The sequence below is a fragment of the Micromonospora sp. CA-263727 genome (genome assembly GCF_050942455.1).
Lineage (GTDB): Bacteria > Actinomycetota > Actinomycetes > Mycobacteriales > Micromonosporaceae > Micromonospora.
This window is the reverse complement of record NZ_CP192031.1, coordinates 6,310,359-6,325,025: the sequence shown is the minus strand read 5'-3', so window position 1 is coordinate 6,325,025 and position 14,667 is coordinate 6,310,359. Positions and strand designations below refer to the sequence as shown.

13 protein-coding genes and 4 tRNA genes are annotated in these 14,667 nt (G+C 72.1%); 16 read left to right on the top strand and 1 reads right to left on the bottom strand.

Annotated features, from left to right (window positions below; genetic code table 11):
- The first annotated feature begins 61 nt into the window (after positions 1-61).
- The 7 genes from ACQPYA_RS27750 to ACQPYA_RS27720 all read left to right on the top strand — a co-directional run bounded on the left by ACQPYA_RS27750 (position 62) and on the right by ACQPYA_RS27720 (position 8,540).
- Positions 62-640, top strand: coding sequence for an NADH-quinone oxidoreductase subunit J family protein (locus ACQPYA_RS27750; protein ID WP_433529967.1), 579 nt, complete (start codon positions 62-64; stop codon positions 638-640).
- On the top strand, positions 637-1,014 hold the full coding sequence (gene nuoK / locus ACQPYA_RS27745; RefSeq protein WP_433529966.1) for an NADH-quinone oxidoreductase subunit NuoK: 378 nt from the start codon (positions 637-639) through the stop codon (positions 1,012-1,014). Before ACQPYA_RS27750 ends, nuoK begins: the two co-directional genes overlap by 4 nt.
- Positions 1,011-2,963, top strand: a complete 1,953-nt coding sequence (locus ACQPYA_RS27740; RefSeq protein ID WP_433529965.1) for an NADH-quinone oxidoreductase subunit 5 family protein — start codon at positions 1,011-1,013, stop codon at positions 2,961-2,963. The genes nuoK and ACQPYA_RS27740 overlap by 4 nt, the downstream gene beginning before the upstream one ends.
- Positions 2,960-4,492: a complex I subunit 4 family protein gene (locus ACQPYA_RS27735; protein WP_433529964.1), complete on the top strand. Its 1,533-nt coding sequence runs from the start codon at positions 2,960-2,962 to the stop codon at positions 4,490-4,492. The genes ACQPYA_RS27740 and ACQPYA_RS27735 overlap by 4 nt, the downstream gene beginning before the upstream one ends.
- A gap of 156 nt (positions 4,493-4,648) precedes the next feature.
- Positions 4,649-6,106, top strand: a complete 1,458-nt coding sequence (locus ACQPYA_RS27730) for an NADH-quinone oxidoreductase subunit N (RefSeq protein WP_433529963.1) — start codon at positions 4,649-4,651, stop codon at positions 6,104-6,106.
- A gap of 136 nt (positions 6,107-6,242) precedes the next feature.
- Complete coding sequence (gene htpX / locus ACQPYA_RS27725) at positions 6,243-7,121, top strand: zinc metalloprotease HtpX (RefSeq protein ID WP_433529962.1); 879 nt, start codon at positions 6,243-6,245, stop codon at positions 7,119-7,121.
- Positions 7,122-7,280: 159 nt separating this feature from the next.
- On the top strand, positions 7,281-8,540 hold the full coding sequence (locus tag ACQPYA_RS27720; RefSeq protein WP_433529961.1) for an MFS transporter: 1,260 nt from the start codon (positions 7,281-7,283) through the stop codon (positions 8,538-8,540).
- Positions 8,541-8,906: 366 nt separating this feature from the next.
- Here ACQPYA_RS27720 and ACQPYA_RS27715 read toward each other — a convergent pair whose 3' ends face one another.
- Positions 8,907-9,401: a YajQ family cyclic di-GMP-binding protein gene (locus ACQPYA_RS27715; RefSeq protein WP_433533652.1), complete on the bottom strand. Its 495-nt coding sequence runs from the start codon at positions 9,399-9,401 to the stop codon at positions 8,907-8,909.
- A 149-nt stretch (positions 9,402-9,550) separates the two neighbouring features.
- Between ACQPYA_RS27715 and ACQPYA_RS27710 the strand changes: the two genes are divergently transcribed.
- From ACQPYA_RS27710 to ACQPYA_RS27670, 9 genes are all read left to right on the top strand, one after another.
- Positions 9,551-9,634, top strand: a tRNA-Tyr gene (locus ACQPYA_RS27710).
- A gap of 433 nt (positions 9,635-10,067) precedes the next feature.
- Positions 10,068-10,214, top strand: coding sequence for a hypothetical protein (locus tag ACQPYA_RS27705; protein WP_433529960.1), 147 nt, complete (start codon positions 10,068-10,070; stop codon positions 10,212-10,214).
- A 48-nt stretch (positions 10,215-10,262) separates the two neighbouring features.
- Positions 10,263-12,794, top strand: a complete 2,532-nt coding sequence (locus ACQPYA_RS27700) for a putative bifunctional diguanylate cyclase/phosphodiesterase (RefSeq protein WP_433529959.1) — start codon at positions 10,263-10,265, stop codon at positions 12,792-12,794.
- Between the two features lie 92 nt (positions 12,795-12,886).
- Positions 12,887-12,959, top strand: a tRNA-Thr gene (locus ACQPYA_RS27695).
- Positions 12,960-12,984: 25 nt separating this feature from the next.
- Positions 12,985-13,057, top strand: a tRNA-Met gene (locus tag ACQPYA_RS27690).
- A gap of 132 nt (positions 13,058-13,189) precedes the next feature.
- Positions 13,190-13,357, top strand: coding sequence for a 50S ribosomal protein L33 (gene rpmG / locus ACQPYA_RS27685; RefSeq protein WP_007073056.1), 168 nt, complete (start codon positions 13,190-13,192; stop codon positions 13,355-13,357).
- 131 nt (positions 13,358-13,488) lie between these two features.
- Entirely contained in the window at positions 13,489-13,935 is a 447-nt protein-coding gene (locus tag ACQPYA_RS27680) for an FAS1-like dehydratase domain-containing protein (RefSeq protein ID WP_433529958.1), read from the top strand.
- 1 nt (position 13,936) lies between these two features.
- Positions 13,937-14,329 (top strand): MaoC family dehydratase, encoded by a 393-nt coding sequence (locus ACQPYA_RS27675; RefSeq protein WP_433529957.1) that lies wholly within the window; start codon positions 13,937-13,939, stop codon positions 14,327-14,329.
- A 126-nt stretch (positions 14,330-14,455) separates the two neighbouring features.
- A tRNA-Trp gene (locus ACQPYA_RS27670) sits at positions 14,456-14,528 on the top strand.
- Positions 14,529-14,667: the final 139 nt, after the last annotated feature.

Below are 14,667 nucleotides of genomic sequence, written 5' to 3'. Positions count from 1 at the left end.
GTGGCAGCGGCAAGCCCTCGGGCGGCGACGGCGAAGGCACTGACGGCGAAGGTGCTTCGGCGTGACCGGGGTGGATGTCCTGCTGCTCGCCCTCGGCGCGGTGGCCGTCGGTTCGGCGGTGCTGGTGGTGGCGACCCGACACCTCGTCCGCGCCGGCCTCTACCTGGTGGTCTGCCTGGGTGCCCTGGCCGGCATGTACCTCGTGCTCGGCGCCGAGCTGGTGGCCTGGGTACAGGTGCTGATCTACGTCGGCGCGGTGGTGGTGCTGCTGCTGTTCGCGGTGATGCTGACCCGGGCGCCGATCGGTGCCTCGGACGATCTGGACCGTCCCGGCTGGCCGGCCGCGCTGATCGGTGGCGGGGCGGGGCTGGGCCTGTCGGCGCTGCTGGTCGACGCGTACCGCTGGACAAGGGTCGAGCTGCCCGACGCGGGCACCGCCGAACGCATCGGTGAGCAGGTCTTCGGCAGCTGGGTGCTGCCCTTCGAGGTGCTCTCGGTGCTGCTGCTGTCGGCGCTGGTCGGCGCGATCGTGCTGTCCCGCCCCGACATCGGCTCGTCCAGCGCCGGCCGGGGAAGCACGGACAGCGCCGGCCGGCGGACACCGGCCGACACCGGCCGGGAACGGGGGGCGACGCGGTGAGGCCCGTCATCCCGTACGTCACCGCCGCGCTGCTCTTTGGCCTCGGCGTGTACGGCGTGCTGCGCCGACGCAACGCGGTGCTGGTGCTGATGGCCGTCGAGCTGATGCTCAACGCGGTGAACCTGATCCTGGTCACCGCCGACACCACGGCGAAGGCGCTGCTGCCGCACGGCGGCCAGGTCTTCGCGCTCTTCGTGATCGTGCTGGCCGCCGCCGAGATCGGGGTGGGGCTGGCGATCGTGCTCCAGCTCTACCGGATGCGGGCCAGCGTCGCCGTCGACGAGGTCCCGCTGGCCGAGCGCCCCGACGACGAGGCGGTCCCGGTCGAGCCGGTCGGCGTGTCGGGCACCGGTCGGCCGAAGGGGGAGCGGTGAGCACCACGACGCTGCTGGGCGCGCTGCTGCCGGGCGTACCGCTGGTCGCCGGCCTGCTCGGTCTGTTGCTGCCGCCCGCGCGGCACGGCGCGGCCAGCGCACCGGATACCGCCCGCCGGGCGGCCATCGTCCTGGGGGTGGCCGGCGCGGCCGGCGCCCTCGCCCTGGCGGTGGCGCTGCTGGTCAGCCTCGACGGACCGGCGGAGGCGTCGACCACCTGGATCGACCTCGGCGGGCTCACCGTCACCCTCGGGGTACGCCTCGACGGCGCCGCCGCGCTGGTCGCCGTCGCGGTCGCCGCGGTCGCCCTGGCCGTGCAGGTCTACTCGACCGGCTATCTGACCGGTGGCCCGCGCGACGACGGGGACATCGACCACCGCTACCCGCCGTACGCGGCGCAGATCAGTCTCTTCACCGCCGCCATGCTGCTGGTGGTGGTCTCCGGGGACCTGATCATGCTGCTGGTCGGCTGGGAGGTGATGGGGCTCTGCTCGTACCTGCTCATCGCCCACGACCGGCGGCTGCCGGAGGCGCCGGCCGCCGCGATGAAGGCGTTCCTGGTGACCCGGGTCGGCGACGTCGGCTTCCTGCTCGGCATCGCGCTGCTCGGCGTCTCGGCGGGCAGCTTCCGGATCGCCGACGTGCTGGCCCACGACCACTCCGCCGGTACGCTCACCGCCGCCTGCCTGCTGCTGCTCGCCGGGGTGGCCGGCAAGAGCGCCCAGTTCCCGCTGCACACCTGGTTGCCGGACGCGATGGCCGGTCCCACCCCGATCTCCGCGCTGATCCACGCCGCGACCATGGTGGCCGCCGGGGTGTACGCGGTCAGCCGGCTCTTCCCGCTCTTCGCGGCCACTCCGGTCACGCTGGCCGTGCTCGGTGTGATGGCCTCGGTGACCCTGCTGCTCGGTGCGCTCGCGGCCACCGCGCAGGACGACATCAAGCGGGTGCTCGCCTGGTCCACGGTCTCCCAGATCGGCTACATGACCGGCGCCCTCGCCGTCGGCTCACCACCCGCCGCCCTGTTCCACCTGCTCACCCACGCCGCCTTCAAGGCGCTGCTGTTCCTCGCCGCCGGTGCGGTGATCCACTCCGTCGGCACGGCGCTGATGTCCCGGATGGGCGGACTGCGGCACGCCATGCCGGTGACCTTCTGGTGCACGGTGCTCGGGCTCGGCGCGCTGGCCGGCGTACCCCCGCTCTCCGGCTTCTGGAGCAAGGAGGGCGTGCTCGCCGCCGCCGAGGGGGCCGCCCTGCACGGCGACGGCCCGGCCCCCGCCTGGGTGGGCTGGCTGGTCTGGCTCGCCGCGCTGGCCGGCGTCGCCGTCACCGCCTGGTACGCCACCCGGCTGCTGCTGCGAACCTTCTTCGGTGCCCCCCGCACCCCGCTGCCCCACCCGCACGACCCGCCCACGGTGCTGCGCTGGCCGATGCTGGCGCTGGCCGTCCCGGCGGCCCTGCTCGGCCTCGCCGGCTTTCCGGGCTGGTTCTCCACCCACCTGCAACGCACGCTGCCGGCCGACCCGGAGGCGGTGTCGGACCTGATGCCGGCGGACGGGCTGATCCACCTGGCCCCGACCGTGCTGCTGCCGATGGCGTTGCTGCTCGTCGGTGCCGGGCTGGCCTGGCTGGGCTGGCGACGCGACACCGCGGCCGACCCGGCGGCGGCGCTCGGTCCGCTGCGGCCGGTCCTCGCCCGCGGGTTCCGGCTCGACGACCTCCAACACACCCTGGTGGTACGCCCCACGACCGCGCTCGGCCGGCTGGCCCGCGCCGCCGACGAGCGGGTGGTGGACGGGGCGGTGCTCGGCACCGGCCGCGCCGCCCGCGCCCTCGGCGGCGGGCTGGGTGACCTGCACCGGACGGCGCTGCCCCGGGCCGTCGTCGCGGTGCTCGCCGGCGCACTGCTGATCAGCCTCGCCGCCGCCCTGATCGGAGTGCCGTCATGACGTTCGGGGAGTTCCTGCTGGTCGCGGTGCTCGCGGTGCCGGCCCTCGGTGCGCTCGCGGTGGCGGCCACGCCCCGCGACCGGGCGGCCCGGGTGGTGGGCACGGTCGCCGCCGCGCTGACCCTGGTCGCGGCGGTCGCCCTGCTCGCGGGCCGGGACGCCGGCTGGGTCTCCTACCGGCCGACGCAACCGGCGGTGCTGCCCTGGCACTCGGTCGACCTGCCCTGGGTGCCGGGGCTGGAGCTGCGTTTCCACCTCGGGGTGGACGGCATCTCCTGGCCGCTGGTGGTGCTGACCGCCCTGCTCACCCTGCTCTGCTGCGGCTACAGCCTCTGGCGGGTGCCGGCCGGCGGCAGCGGGCGGGCGCTGGTGGCGCTGCTGCTGGTGGTCGAGGTCGGCATCCTGGGCACCTTCCTCGCCCTCGACCTGGTGCTCTTCTTCCTCTTCTTCGAGGTCGTCCTGCTGCCGATGTACGCGATCATCGTCGGCTGGGGCGGCGACGGCACCGACCCGGCGGCGGTCGACGCGCGACGCCGCGCGGGGCGGAAGTTCGCCCTGTACACCCTCTTCGGCTCGGTGCTGTTGCTGGTCGGCGTCTACGTCGTGGTGGCCGCCGCCGGCACCGCCGACATCGTCGCGCTGACCGGCGGCACCGGCCTGTCCCGGGGCACCCAGCTCGCCGCGTTCACCCTGCTCGCGGTCGCCTTCGCGGTGAAGAGTCCGCTCTGGCCGCTGCACTCCTGGCTCCCCGACGCGCACACCCAGGCGCCGACCGTGGGCAGCGTGCTGCTCGCCGGGGTGCTGCTCAAGATGGGCACGTACGGCCTGATCCGGGTCGCGGTCGGGGTGGCCCCGGAGGGCGCCCGCTGGGCGGCGCCGGTGCTCGGCGTGCTCGCCGTCGCGGCCATCCTGGTCGGCTCGCTGGTCTGCCTGGCGCAGACCGAGCTGAAGCGGCTGATCGCGTACTCCAGCGTCGGGCACATGGGCTTCGTGCTGCTCGGGGTCGCCACGCTGACCGCCACCGGCATCCAGGCGGCGCTGATCGGCAACGTCGCGCACGGCATCATCACCGGGCTGCTCTTCTTCCTGGCCGGCGCGATCAAGGACCGTGCCCACACCGGCGCGCTCGGCGAGCTGTCCGGGCTGCGGGAGACCGCGCCGCGGCTCTCCGGGTTGCTCGCGTTCGCGGCGGTCGCCTCGCTGGGGCTGCCCGGGTTGGCCGGCTTCTGGGGTGAGGCGTTCGCCGTGGTCGCCGCCGTCGAGGTGGGCGGGGCGCTCTGGACCACGCTGGCCGTGCTGGCCGCGATCGGCGGTGCGCTGACGGCGGCGTACCTGCTGCGGCTGCTGCGCCGGGTGACCCACGGCCGGCCGACTTCGACGGTCGCCGGGCTGGCCCCGGGGCTGGCCCGCGCCGAACTGGCCGCCTGGGTGCCGCTGGTGCTGCTCGCGTTGGCCGTCGGTCTGGCCCCGACCCTGGTGCTCGGCGTTGCCGAGGCCCCGGTCGCGGCCCTGGTGGGGGTGCTGCCATGAACGAGCGTCAGCGAGTGAATCATCGGCGCGGTGCGGTGGTGTCTCATGACGGCACGCAGCGGAGCGGAGTGCCGGCATGAACGAGCGTCAGCGAGTGAACCATCAGCGCGGTGCGGTGGTGTCCCATGCCGGCCCGCAGCGGAGCGGAGTACCGGCATGAGCGTGGTGCAGAGCGTCGACAGTGTGGCGTTGCTGCCGGCGTACCTGGCCGCCGGGACGGCCGTGCTGGTGCTCCTGGTCGACCTGCTGCTGGCCCGGCCGGCGGCGACGGTCGCCGCGGCGGCCGTCGGTGCGGTCGCCACCGCGCTCGGGGCGGCGGCGGTCGGTGCCGGCGGTGAGCGCCGCACGTTCTGCGTGGGCGCCGACTGCTCGTACGTCTTCGGCGGCCGGGCGGCCCTGGTCGCCACGGTGGTGCCGCTGCTCGTCCTCGGCGTGCTGGCGCTCTCCGGGCCGCTGCTGCGGGCCGGGCAGACCCCGGTGGGCGAGTTCTGCTTCCTGCTCGCCTGTTCGATGACCGGCGGCGTGGTGCTCGGCGCGGCCGGCGACCTGATCACCCTGATCGTGGCGGTGGAGACCCTTACGCTGCCGCTGTACATCCTGGTCGGCCTGCGCCGGGGCAGCCTGGCCAGCGCCGAGGCGGCGGTGACCTTCTTCGTGGTCAGCGTGGTGGCCACCACGCTGACCCTGCTCGGTGCCGCGCTGCTCTACGCCGTCACCGGCGGGCTGCACCTGGAGCGGCTGGGCACGCTGCTCGCCGACCCGGCACTGCCCGACCTGCCGCTGACCACGGTCGCGGTGACGCTGGTGGTGGCGGGACTGGCGTTCAAGGTGGCCGCGGTCCCGTTCCACGCCTGGGCTCCGGCCACCTACGACGGGGCACCGCTGCCGGTGGCCGCGTACCTGTCGACCGCGTCGAAGCTCGGCGGCGTGGTGGCCCTGCTGGCGGTGGTGCAGCACGCGCTGCCGCCGGACGTGACCGGGCCGGTGCTGGCCCTGGTCGCCGCGCTGACCATGACCGTGGGCAACCTGGTGGCGCTGCGCCAGCGGCGTACCGTGCGGCTGCTGGCCTGGTCCTCGGTGGCCCAGGCCGGCTACATCCTCGCCCCGCTCGGGGCGCTGGCCCTGTCCGCCGACGCCGACGCCCGCGCCGCCGCGTACGCCGCGGCTCTCGCGTACGCCGTCTTCTTCGTGCTGTTGGAGCTGGCGGCCTTCGCCGGTGTGGTGGCCCTGCGCCCGGCCGGGGCGGACGGCGGCCGGCTGGACGAACTGCGGGGCGCCGCCCGCCGGCACCCGTGGGTCGGTGCCGGCCTCGCGTTCGCCCTGGTCGGGCTGGCCGGCCTGCCGCCCGGGCTGGCCGGGCTGTTCGCCAAGGTGACCGTGGTCCGGTCGCTGCTCGGCGGCGACGCGGGCTGGCTCGCGTTGGTGGTGGCGGTGAACGCGGTCATCGGCCTGGCCTACTACCTCCGATTCGCCGCGCTGCTCTACGCCCCCGACGCCATGGCGCCGACGGCCCGGCCGGCCCGCGCGGTGGCGGGCGCGCTGGCGGCGGCCACCGCGGTGGCCGTGGTCGTCGGTTTCGCGCCGCAGCTGGTGCTCGATCTCGCCGGGGGCTGAACCCCGCCCGTCCACCGGCAATTCCCGGTCGTGACTGTCACTCAGGTAACTCTCAGTCATGAGGCGGATGGTTTACGGGTACCGGTGTGTTGTACCGGTCAGCGGATCCCGACATCCGTGCACCGAAGGAGTGATCGTGCACCACAACCGTCTGAAGACCGCCGCGCTGCTCGGCCTGCTCACCTCGCTGATCCTGGCGGTGGGCTACTGGTTCGGCGGCAGTGGCGGGCTGGTCATCGCCGTCGCGGTGTCGCTGGTGATGAACGGCATCACGTACTTCTACTCGGACAAGCTGGCGCTGCGCTCGATGCGGGCGCAACCGGTCAGCGAGGCGCAGTTCCCCGAGCTGTACCACATGGTGCGGGAGCTGGCCGCCGAGGCGCGGCAGCCGATGCCGCGGCTCTACGTGAGCCCGACCGCCCAACCCAACGCGTTCGCCACCGGCCGTAACCCGCAGAACGCCGCCGTCTGCGTGACCCAGGGGATCGTCGAGATCCTCGACTACCGTGAGTTGCGGGGAGTCATCGGGCACGAGCTGTCGCACGTCTACAACCGGGACATCCTCATCTCCAGCGTGGCGGCCGGTCTCGCCGGCATCATCACCATGCTGGCCAACCTCGCCCTGTTCATCCCGCTCGGCGGCAACAGCGACGAGGACGGGCCGAACCCGGCCGTGCTGCTGCTCACCATCATCCTGGGGCCGATCGCCGCGACCATCATCCAGCTGGCGATCAGCCGGAGTCGCGAGTTCCAGGCGGACGCCTCGGGCGCCGAGCTGACCCGTGACCCGCTGGCCCTGGCCAGCGCCCTGCGGAAGATCCACATGGGTACCCAGCGCCGACCCCTCCCGGCCGAGGGCCAGCTCACCAGCACCGCGCACCTGATGATCGACAACCCGTTCAAGGGCGGCGGGATCGCCGCGCTCTTCGCCACCCACCCGCGGATGGAGGAGCGGGTGGCCCGGCTGGAGCAGATGGCTGCCCAGTCCGCCGGCCCGCTTCGTTACCAGCGCTGACCTGACATCCAACCCCTTCGCCGCCCGCGCCGGGTCCGCCCGGTGCGGGCGGCGGTCTTCCGGGTACGGGTGTGAGTGCGCTTACCGTTCTGCCGGCGGGGTGCCGGGCGTTAGGGTCTAAACGACTCTCGCTCATTACATTCCCGTGGAGGTGGGTACGTGGCTGGGCTGCGCCGGTATCTGGGCGTCTGGCGGCTTCCGGGCGCACCGACGCTGCTGGTCGCCGGCATCATCGGACGGCTCGGGATCGGCATGACGCCGCTGGCGTTGCTGCTCGTCGTGGAGCAGGTCACCGGCCGCTACTCGCTGGCCGCCGTGGCCGGCGGCTGCTACGCCCTCTCCGGGGCCGCGCTGAGCCCGGTCGCCGGGCGGATCGCCGACCGGATCGGCCCCACCCCGGTGCTGCTCGGCACCGCGATCGCCCACCCGCTGGCCCTGATCGGGCTGCTCTGGTCGGCCCGCGCCGACGCCGCGCCCTTCTCACTGGTCCTCCTCGCCGCGGCCATCGCCGGAGCGTCCTTCCCACCGATGACCGCCGCGATCCGGGGTGCCTGGAACGACCTGACCAGCGTCGCCTCCGGCCGATACCACCTGCGCAACACCGCGCTCGCCGCGGAGACCACCCTGTTCGAGATCGTCTTCGTGCTCGGCCCGCTGCTCGTGGCCGCGTTCGTCCTCTTCGCCGACGCCGGGACGGCGCTGATCGGCTCGGCGGTGGTGACCCTGGCCGGCACCGTGGCGGTGGCGCTCGGCCGGACCATGCGCGGCTGGCAGCCGCACTCCCGGGAGCAGCACGCCCGGGGGCTCGGCCCGCTGCGGGTCGCCGGTTTCCCGGCGCTGTTGCTCTGCGTGGCCAGCCTCGGCATCGCCTTCGGTGCGGCGGGGGTGACCGTGCCGGCGTTCGCCGCCGGCTACACCGCATCCGACCCGGACAGCCTCGCCGGCCTGCTGCTGGCCGTCTGGGGGATCGGCAGCGCGGCCGGCGGGTTCTGGTTCGGCGTCCGCCGCCCGGCCCGGAACATGACCCGCCAGTTCTCCCGGCTGCTCGCCGGGGTTGCGGGAAGCTTCGCCGTCTTCGCCATGATGTCCACGCCGGTCGCGCTGGGCGTCGCCCTGCTCATCGGTGGGGCCACCATCGCGCCGGCACTGATCCTGGAGAACACCCTGGTCGGGCGGATCTCGCCGACCAGCATGCTGAACGAGGCGTACACCTGGGTGGTGACCATGTCGGTCGGCGCCAGCGCCGCGGGTGGCGCCGTCGCCGGCCTGATCGTCGACCACGGCGGCGGAGTGCCCTGGGCCTTCCTCTTCGCCGGGGCCGCGGTCGCCGTCGGGGCCGCGGTCGCCGCCCTGCCCGCCGGCCCCATCGCCCGCGCGGAAGCCGCCACGGTACGCCTCGAAGCCCCGGTCACCGTCTGACCGCGCTTTTCGCGGGTATGCCGGCAGCGTGTTCGCCTTCTTTTCGAACCGCTTGGGCTGCCTCGGGTCGATCCTGGTCAGCGCGATCCTGACCGTGGTCCTGCTGCTGATCTTCGGCCGGTAACGTCACACTTCCGCCCGATCCGCGCCGCGCCGGACCGGACCGGGCCGGGCCGGGCCGGGGGACAGTTGTCCTCAGCAGCGTGATTTCACAGAGCAATATTTATGGCTGTGTGAAATCACGTCCGTGAGAGACAAGGACATGCCGGCCCCACGAAAGCTCCCGCCCGCAGCAACCGAGGCGACGATCCGGCGAGCCTGCCCAGCAACACGCCGGGCAGCGCTACCGCTCGGGTCGGTCGAGGCTCACCGGTAGTTGGTGAACTGAAGGGCGACGCCGAAGTCCTCGCTCTTCAGCAGCGCGATGACGGCTTGGAGGTCGTCCTTCTTCTTGCCGGTGACGCGCAGCTGGTCGCCCTGGATCTGCGCCTGGACCCCCTTCGGGCCCTCGTCGCGGATCTTCTTGCTGATCGCCTTGGCCTTGTCCTGGTTGATGCCCTGCACCACCTTGGCGTCGATCTTGAAGATCTTGCCCGATGGGCGAGGGTCGCCGGCGTCCAACGACTTCAGCGAGATGTTCCGCTTGATCAGCTTCTCCCGGAAGACGTCCAGCGCGGCCCGGACGCGCTCCTCGGTCTCCGCCTGGAGGCTGATCGCCTCCTCGCCCGACCAGGAGATCTCCGCGCCGGTGCCCCGGAAGTCGAACCGCGTCCCGAGCTCCTTCTCCGCCTGGCGGAGGGCGTTGTCGACCTCCTGGCGATCGACCTTGCTCACGATGTCGAACGACGGGTTCGCTGCCATACTCATGCTCCTGCTGTCCGGCTGGTTTGTAGTCTTTCGTCCTCCGCTGACCAGCGGTGCGACCCCCTGACGGTACCCGGTTGCGCTGGCGGCGGGTGGAGCCGCTATCCTTGCTTCCGCCGCCGCGCCACGGTGCGGTGGTACGCCTTGGCGGGTTGCCCGAGCGGCCAATGGGAGCGGACTGTAAATCCGTCGCGAAAGCTACAGAGGTTCGAATCCTCTACCCGCCACCAGGTGCGACAACAGCCCTTGACCAGCAGAGATGCTGATCAGGGGCTGTTCTCGTTGATCCGTGGCTGGTCTTTGATCCGGTCCATCTGCGACAGACGTTTCACAGAGGCATCTGCGGTCGAGGCCACCGGGGGATGTCGCCCGGGTGGAGGGCGAGCCGAGGACGGCTGCGACCCGGCCCGGCGAGGTCGGGGCGCTGTCCGCTAGACCCGCTACATCACCTTAGAAAGTAATGAGCGGTTGGTGTCTTCTTCCAACCTGGTCGCCGGCTTGCCCGCTCTGGCCTGCCCAGACGTGCACGGGTTGGATCCGGACGTGCCGCGAAGGGCGACGATCAGACCAACATCGGGTCGGTGAGCTTTCCACGAGCGGATCGGCTGTGGCACCATCGGGAGACCTCCTTTACGTTTGTGATCACCCCACCCAGGAGCACAGATGTCTGCTCAACGTCTGGGCCGGCTGTTCGGCTCCCTCGCGTTGGTTCTCGGCTTGGTGTTCGTGTCCGGCACTGCCGCCGAGCCTGAATTCCGTACCTCCGGCATTGACTGGGTCATGCCCGCACTGGGCGGGTTGCTGCCCTGACGGGCGATCGCCCCCCGCTCGGCCACTGCTGAACCGACGAGGGGAAGCATGACGTCTCGTCCGCGTTCCGCTTATCGGCGCACGGAACACGCCTGGCTCATCACTGGGCCGTTGGCGCTGTGTGCGGTGGTCGTCTGCCTCCTGCTCGGGCTGACGGTTGACCCTGCCCTGGGTGAGCTGCCGGTCACCCTGCTGCTCACCGTGGCGATGGTCGTTGCCACTTTGCCGACCATCACCGTGGTGATCCGACGGCAGGCGTTCACGGTCTTCCCGACCGAGATCCCGCTCGTCGTCGCGTTGTTCGCGCTTCCGCCGTTGTCGGTGGTGCTGGCGTACACCGTGGCTTCGCTCGTGATCCAGATGCGGCGCAAGCTGCTGCCGGTGAAGCTCTGGTTCAACGTGGCCGGTGCGGCGGCGGCGACCTCGCTGGCCACGGTGGTCTACACCGTGCTGCCGAAGTCCGGGGGCGTCGGGCCGGCTGTCTGGGTTGCCCTTCTCGCCGCCATCGGCACCCACAGCCTGGTCCAGGTCGCCGCCATGGCCGGGGTCTTCACCGTGGTGCAGGGCTGGCAGGCCGGGCGGGAGCTGATCCGGGCCGCGGCCCCACCCATGCTGCTCGGGGTCGCGATCAACCTGTCCATCGGCCTGCTGATCATCATCGCGCTGGACAGCACGCCGTGGGCCATCCTGATCTTCGCGGGGCTGGCCCTGGCGTTCGCGTTGATCTACAGCTCGTACGCGCAGTTCCTCCGGCAGCACCGCACCCTCTCGGAGATGTACGACCTCACCAAGGCGATCACCGAGAGCGGGCCGGCCGGAAATCTCATCGACGCGTTGCTGGTCCGGATCCGCAGCCTCATGCAGGCCGAGTCCGCCACCCTCTGGTTGCCTGCCCAGGGGCGCCACCCGGAGGTGCTGCTGACCGCCCAGGAAGGCAAACCGGGGCTGCTCGACTCCACGCTCAGTCCGGCGGCGCTGCGCGACGCCGCGATGGCCCGCCAGGAGACGGTGGCGGTGAGCGACCGGCTCGGCGGCGATCCGAAGCTGCGCGAGACGCTCGGGCAGACGGCGGTCAAGGACGTGATCGTGGTGCCGCTGCGCTCGGGCAAGGCGGTCATCGGCACCCTGGAGGTCGCCAACCGGCTCGGTGACACCAACGTTTTCCGGGCGGCGGATGTCACCGTCTTCGAGACGGTCGCGGCGCATGCCGCGGTGGCGCTGGAGAATTCCCGGCTGGTCGACCGACTGCGCCACGACGCGTACCACGACGGGCTCACCAAGCTGCCCAACCGCCGCCGGATCCTCGGCGCGCTGACCGAGGCGGTCCGGATCCGGGCCCCGGGCGAGGTGGTCGCGCTGCTGCTCTTCGACGTCGACCGGCTGCGCCAGGTCAACGAATCCCTCGGCCACGCCGCGGGTGACAAGGTGCTGATCGAGGTGGCCGACCGGCTGCGCGGGTGCGTGCCGTCGGCCGCGCTGGTCGGCCGGGTCGGCGGCGACGAGTTCCTGGTCACCCTGCGGCTGGAGAGCGCCGAGGCGGCGGTGGAACTCGCCGGCCAGCTGCGCGAGCAGATCCGGGACGAGATGGTCTTCGACGCCCTCACGCTGGACGTGGACACCGCCGTCGGGGTCGTCGTGCACCCGGACCACGGCAGTGATCCCGCCACCCTGCTGCAACGGGTGGACGTGGCGGCGACCGCGGCGAAGTCGGTCCCGGGGAGCGTGCAGCTCTACAGCCCGGCGCTGGAGTCCCGGTCGCTGCGTCGGCTCGGGCTCGCCGGGGACCTGCGCAGCGCCCTCGACGGCGGCGAGCTGGAGATCTACTACCAACCCAAGGTGACGCTGCGCGACCGCCGGCTGGTCGGGGTGGAGTGCCTGGCCCGCTGGGAGCATCCGACGCACGGCACGGTCACCCCGGAGGACTTCGTCGCGGTGGCCGAGCACACCGGCCAGCTCGGCCGGCTCACCGAGTTCGTGCTCCGGGAGGGGCTGCGGCACAGCCGGGACTGGGCGCACGGCGGCCAGTCACTCGCCGTCGCGGTCAACCTCTCCGCGCGTACGCTCACCGACCAGCGCTTTCCGGAGCGGGTACGCGAGCTGCTCGACGAGTACGGCGTCCCGGCGCAGCTGCTGACCTTGGAGATCACGGAGGCCGGGGTGCTCGACGGCACCGAGCGGCCCATCCCGACCCTGCGTCGCCTGCGTGACCTCGGGGTCCGCCTGTCGGTGGACGACTTCGGCACCGGCAGTTCCTCGCTGGCCCACCTGCGCCGGCTGCCGGTGCACGAGGTGAAGGTCGACCGTTCCTTCGTGCAGGGAATGGCGACCGACCCGGGAGACCTGGCGATCGTCAACGCCGTGGTGACCCTCTCCCAGCAGTTCGGTCTGACCGTGGTGGCCGAGGGGGTGGAGAGCGAGTTGACCCTGGAGTTGCTCCAGGACATCGGCTGCGAGATCGGTCAGGGATTCCTGTTCAGCCGCCCGCTGCCGTACGAGCGGTTGGAGGCCTGGTTCGGCGCCCAGGTCGACCCGGAGTCGATCACCGAAAGTGAGCTTCCGCGCCTGCGTGTGGTGCCCTGAGCTGGGCCTGAGGCGTCCCGGGGGATCCGATTTCACCAGTGCCGCGGGGCCGTGTACGCTTACCTCTGCGCGGCCACCGGGTGATCGCGCAGGCCCCCTTAGCTCAGTCGGCAGAGCGTCTCCATGGTAAGGAGAAGGTCTACGGTTCGATTCCGTAAGGGGGCTCAGAGGGTCCGGCTGGGCCCACCACGGCGGTGTAGCTCAGATGGCAGAGCAAGCGGCTCATAATCGCTGTGTCGCCGGTTCAAGTCCGGCCACCGCTACTCTCAACTGCCGGGTTTCTCCTGGTGGTCGGGTGAGACGGGCGCCATAGGCGCCCGCTTTGCGTGTCCGCGCAGGCAGCGCGTAGGCTGTAGCGCCGTAGTTGTATCCGTTAGCGAGGAAGGCACTCCGCCGTGGCGAAGGCGACCGATGTCCGGCCGAAGATCACTTTGGCGTGTGTGGAGTGCAAGGAGCGCAACTACATCACGCGCAAGAACCGCCGTAACGACCCGGACCGCATCGAGCTGAAGAAGTTCTGCCCCCGGGACGGACGGCACACCGTTCACCGCGAGACGCGCTGAACCCGGTCCGGGCCGATCGGCCCGGCTCCCGTACGTACGACGATCGCCGGTCTCTGTGGACGGTGCGCGGCCTGCCGGGCCGCGGCCGACCGCACGGGCCGGCGGTCGTGTTCTGCGTGTAGGTTCGCGGCATGTCCCTGGACCACTCCTTTGTCGGCCGGAGCTATCCGCCGACCGCGCCCTACCAGGTTGGCCGCGAGAAGATCCGCGAGTTCGCGACCGCGATCGGGGCCACCGATCCCGCCCACCACGATCCGGAGACCGCCCGCGCGCTTGGCCACCCGGACGTGGTCGCGCCGCCGACCTTCCCGGTGGTGCTCACCATGGCCGCCAGTCGCCAGCTGATCGAGGATCCGGCCCTCGGCGTCGACTACAGCCGGGTCGTCCACGGTGACCAGCGGTTCGCGTACACCCGGCCGGTGGTCGCCGGTGACGAACTGGTCTGTGTCAACACCGTCGAGGACATCACCAGCCGCGGCGGGCACGAGTTCCTGACCACCAGGACCGACGTCCGCACCACCGCCGGCGAGCCGGTGGTCGCCGTCTGGTCCAAGATTGTCGTACGCGGGGAGGCGTGACGTGGAACTGCCCACCCAGACGTTCCGGGTGACCCGGGCGGACCTGGTCCGTTACGCCGGTGCCTCGGGCGACTTCAACCCGATCCACTGGAGCGACCGGTTCGCCGCGAAGGTCGGCCTGCCCGGGGTGATCGCCCACGGCATGTTCACCATGGCGCTGGTCGGCCGGGCCGTCACCGCCTGGGCCGGCGCACCCGACGCGGTGGTCGAGTACGGGGTGCGGTTCACCCGCCCGGTGGTCGTGCCCGACGACGACGAGGGCACCGAGATCGTGGTGACCGCGGTGGTCCGCGAGGTGACCGAAGCCGGCCTGACCAGGCTCGACGTCACCGCCACCTGCCTCGGTGAGAAGGTCCTCTCGCAGGCGCGGGCGACCGTGCGGACGCGGGCCTGACCTGCGCCGCGCGGCGCGGCGGGTAGACCGGTTGGGAAAGTCGGGTCGGTACCCGTACACTGGTCCGCCGTGGGGCAAGTGACTCCTGCCTGGTCGTGTGGCCGGGTGGGGCGAGCGTTGCCGCACAGGGGTGTAGCTCAATTGGCAGAGCAGCGGTCTCCAAAACCGCAGGCTGCAGGTTCAAGTCCTGTCACCCCTGCGCCTCAGGCCTGACCGTTCCGTGGGTCCCGCCGCCGTTCGGTGGCGTCCGGCCCGTGGTGGTGGCATCGGCGGGAGGGTTCCGAGGCATCGGGCCTTCCGGTTGATCCGCCGGCCGCGGCCCGTCCCGGGACGGTTGG

Coding starts and splice junctions, on each gene's coding strand:
- ACQPYA_RS27735 (WP_433529964.1), top strand. CDS start 2,960: ATGACGTTCGGGGAGTTCCTGCTGGTCGCGGTGCTCGCGGTGCCGGCC.
- ACQPYA_RS27730 (WP_433529963.1), top strand. CDS start 4,649: ATGAGCGTGGTGCAGAGCGTCGACAGTGTGGCGTTGCTGCCGGCGTAC.
- ACQPYA_RS27715 (WP_433533652.1), bottom strand. CDS start 9,401: ATGGCAGCGAACCCGTCGTTCGACATCGTGAGCAAGGTCGATCGCCAG.
- ACQPYA_RS27705 (WP_433529960.1), top strand. CDS start 10,068: ATGTCTGCTCAACGTCTGGGCCGGCTGTTCGGCTCCCTCGCGTTGGTT.
- ACQPYA_RS27700 (WP_433529959.1), top strand. CDS start 10,263: ATGACGTCTCGTCCGCGTTCCGCTTATCGGCGCACGGAACACGCCTGG.
- ACQPYA_RS27680 (WP_433529958.1), top strand. CDS start 13,489: ATGTCCCTGGACCACTCCTTTGTCGGCCGGAGCTATCCGCCGACCGCG.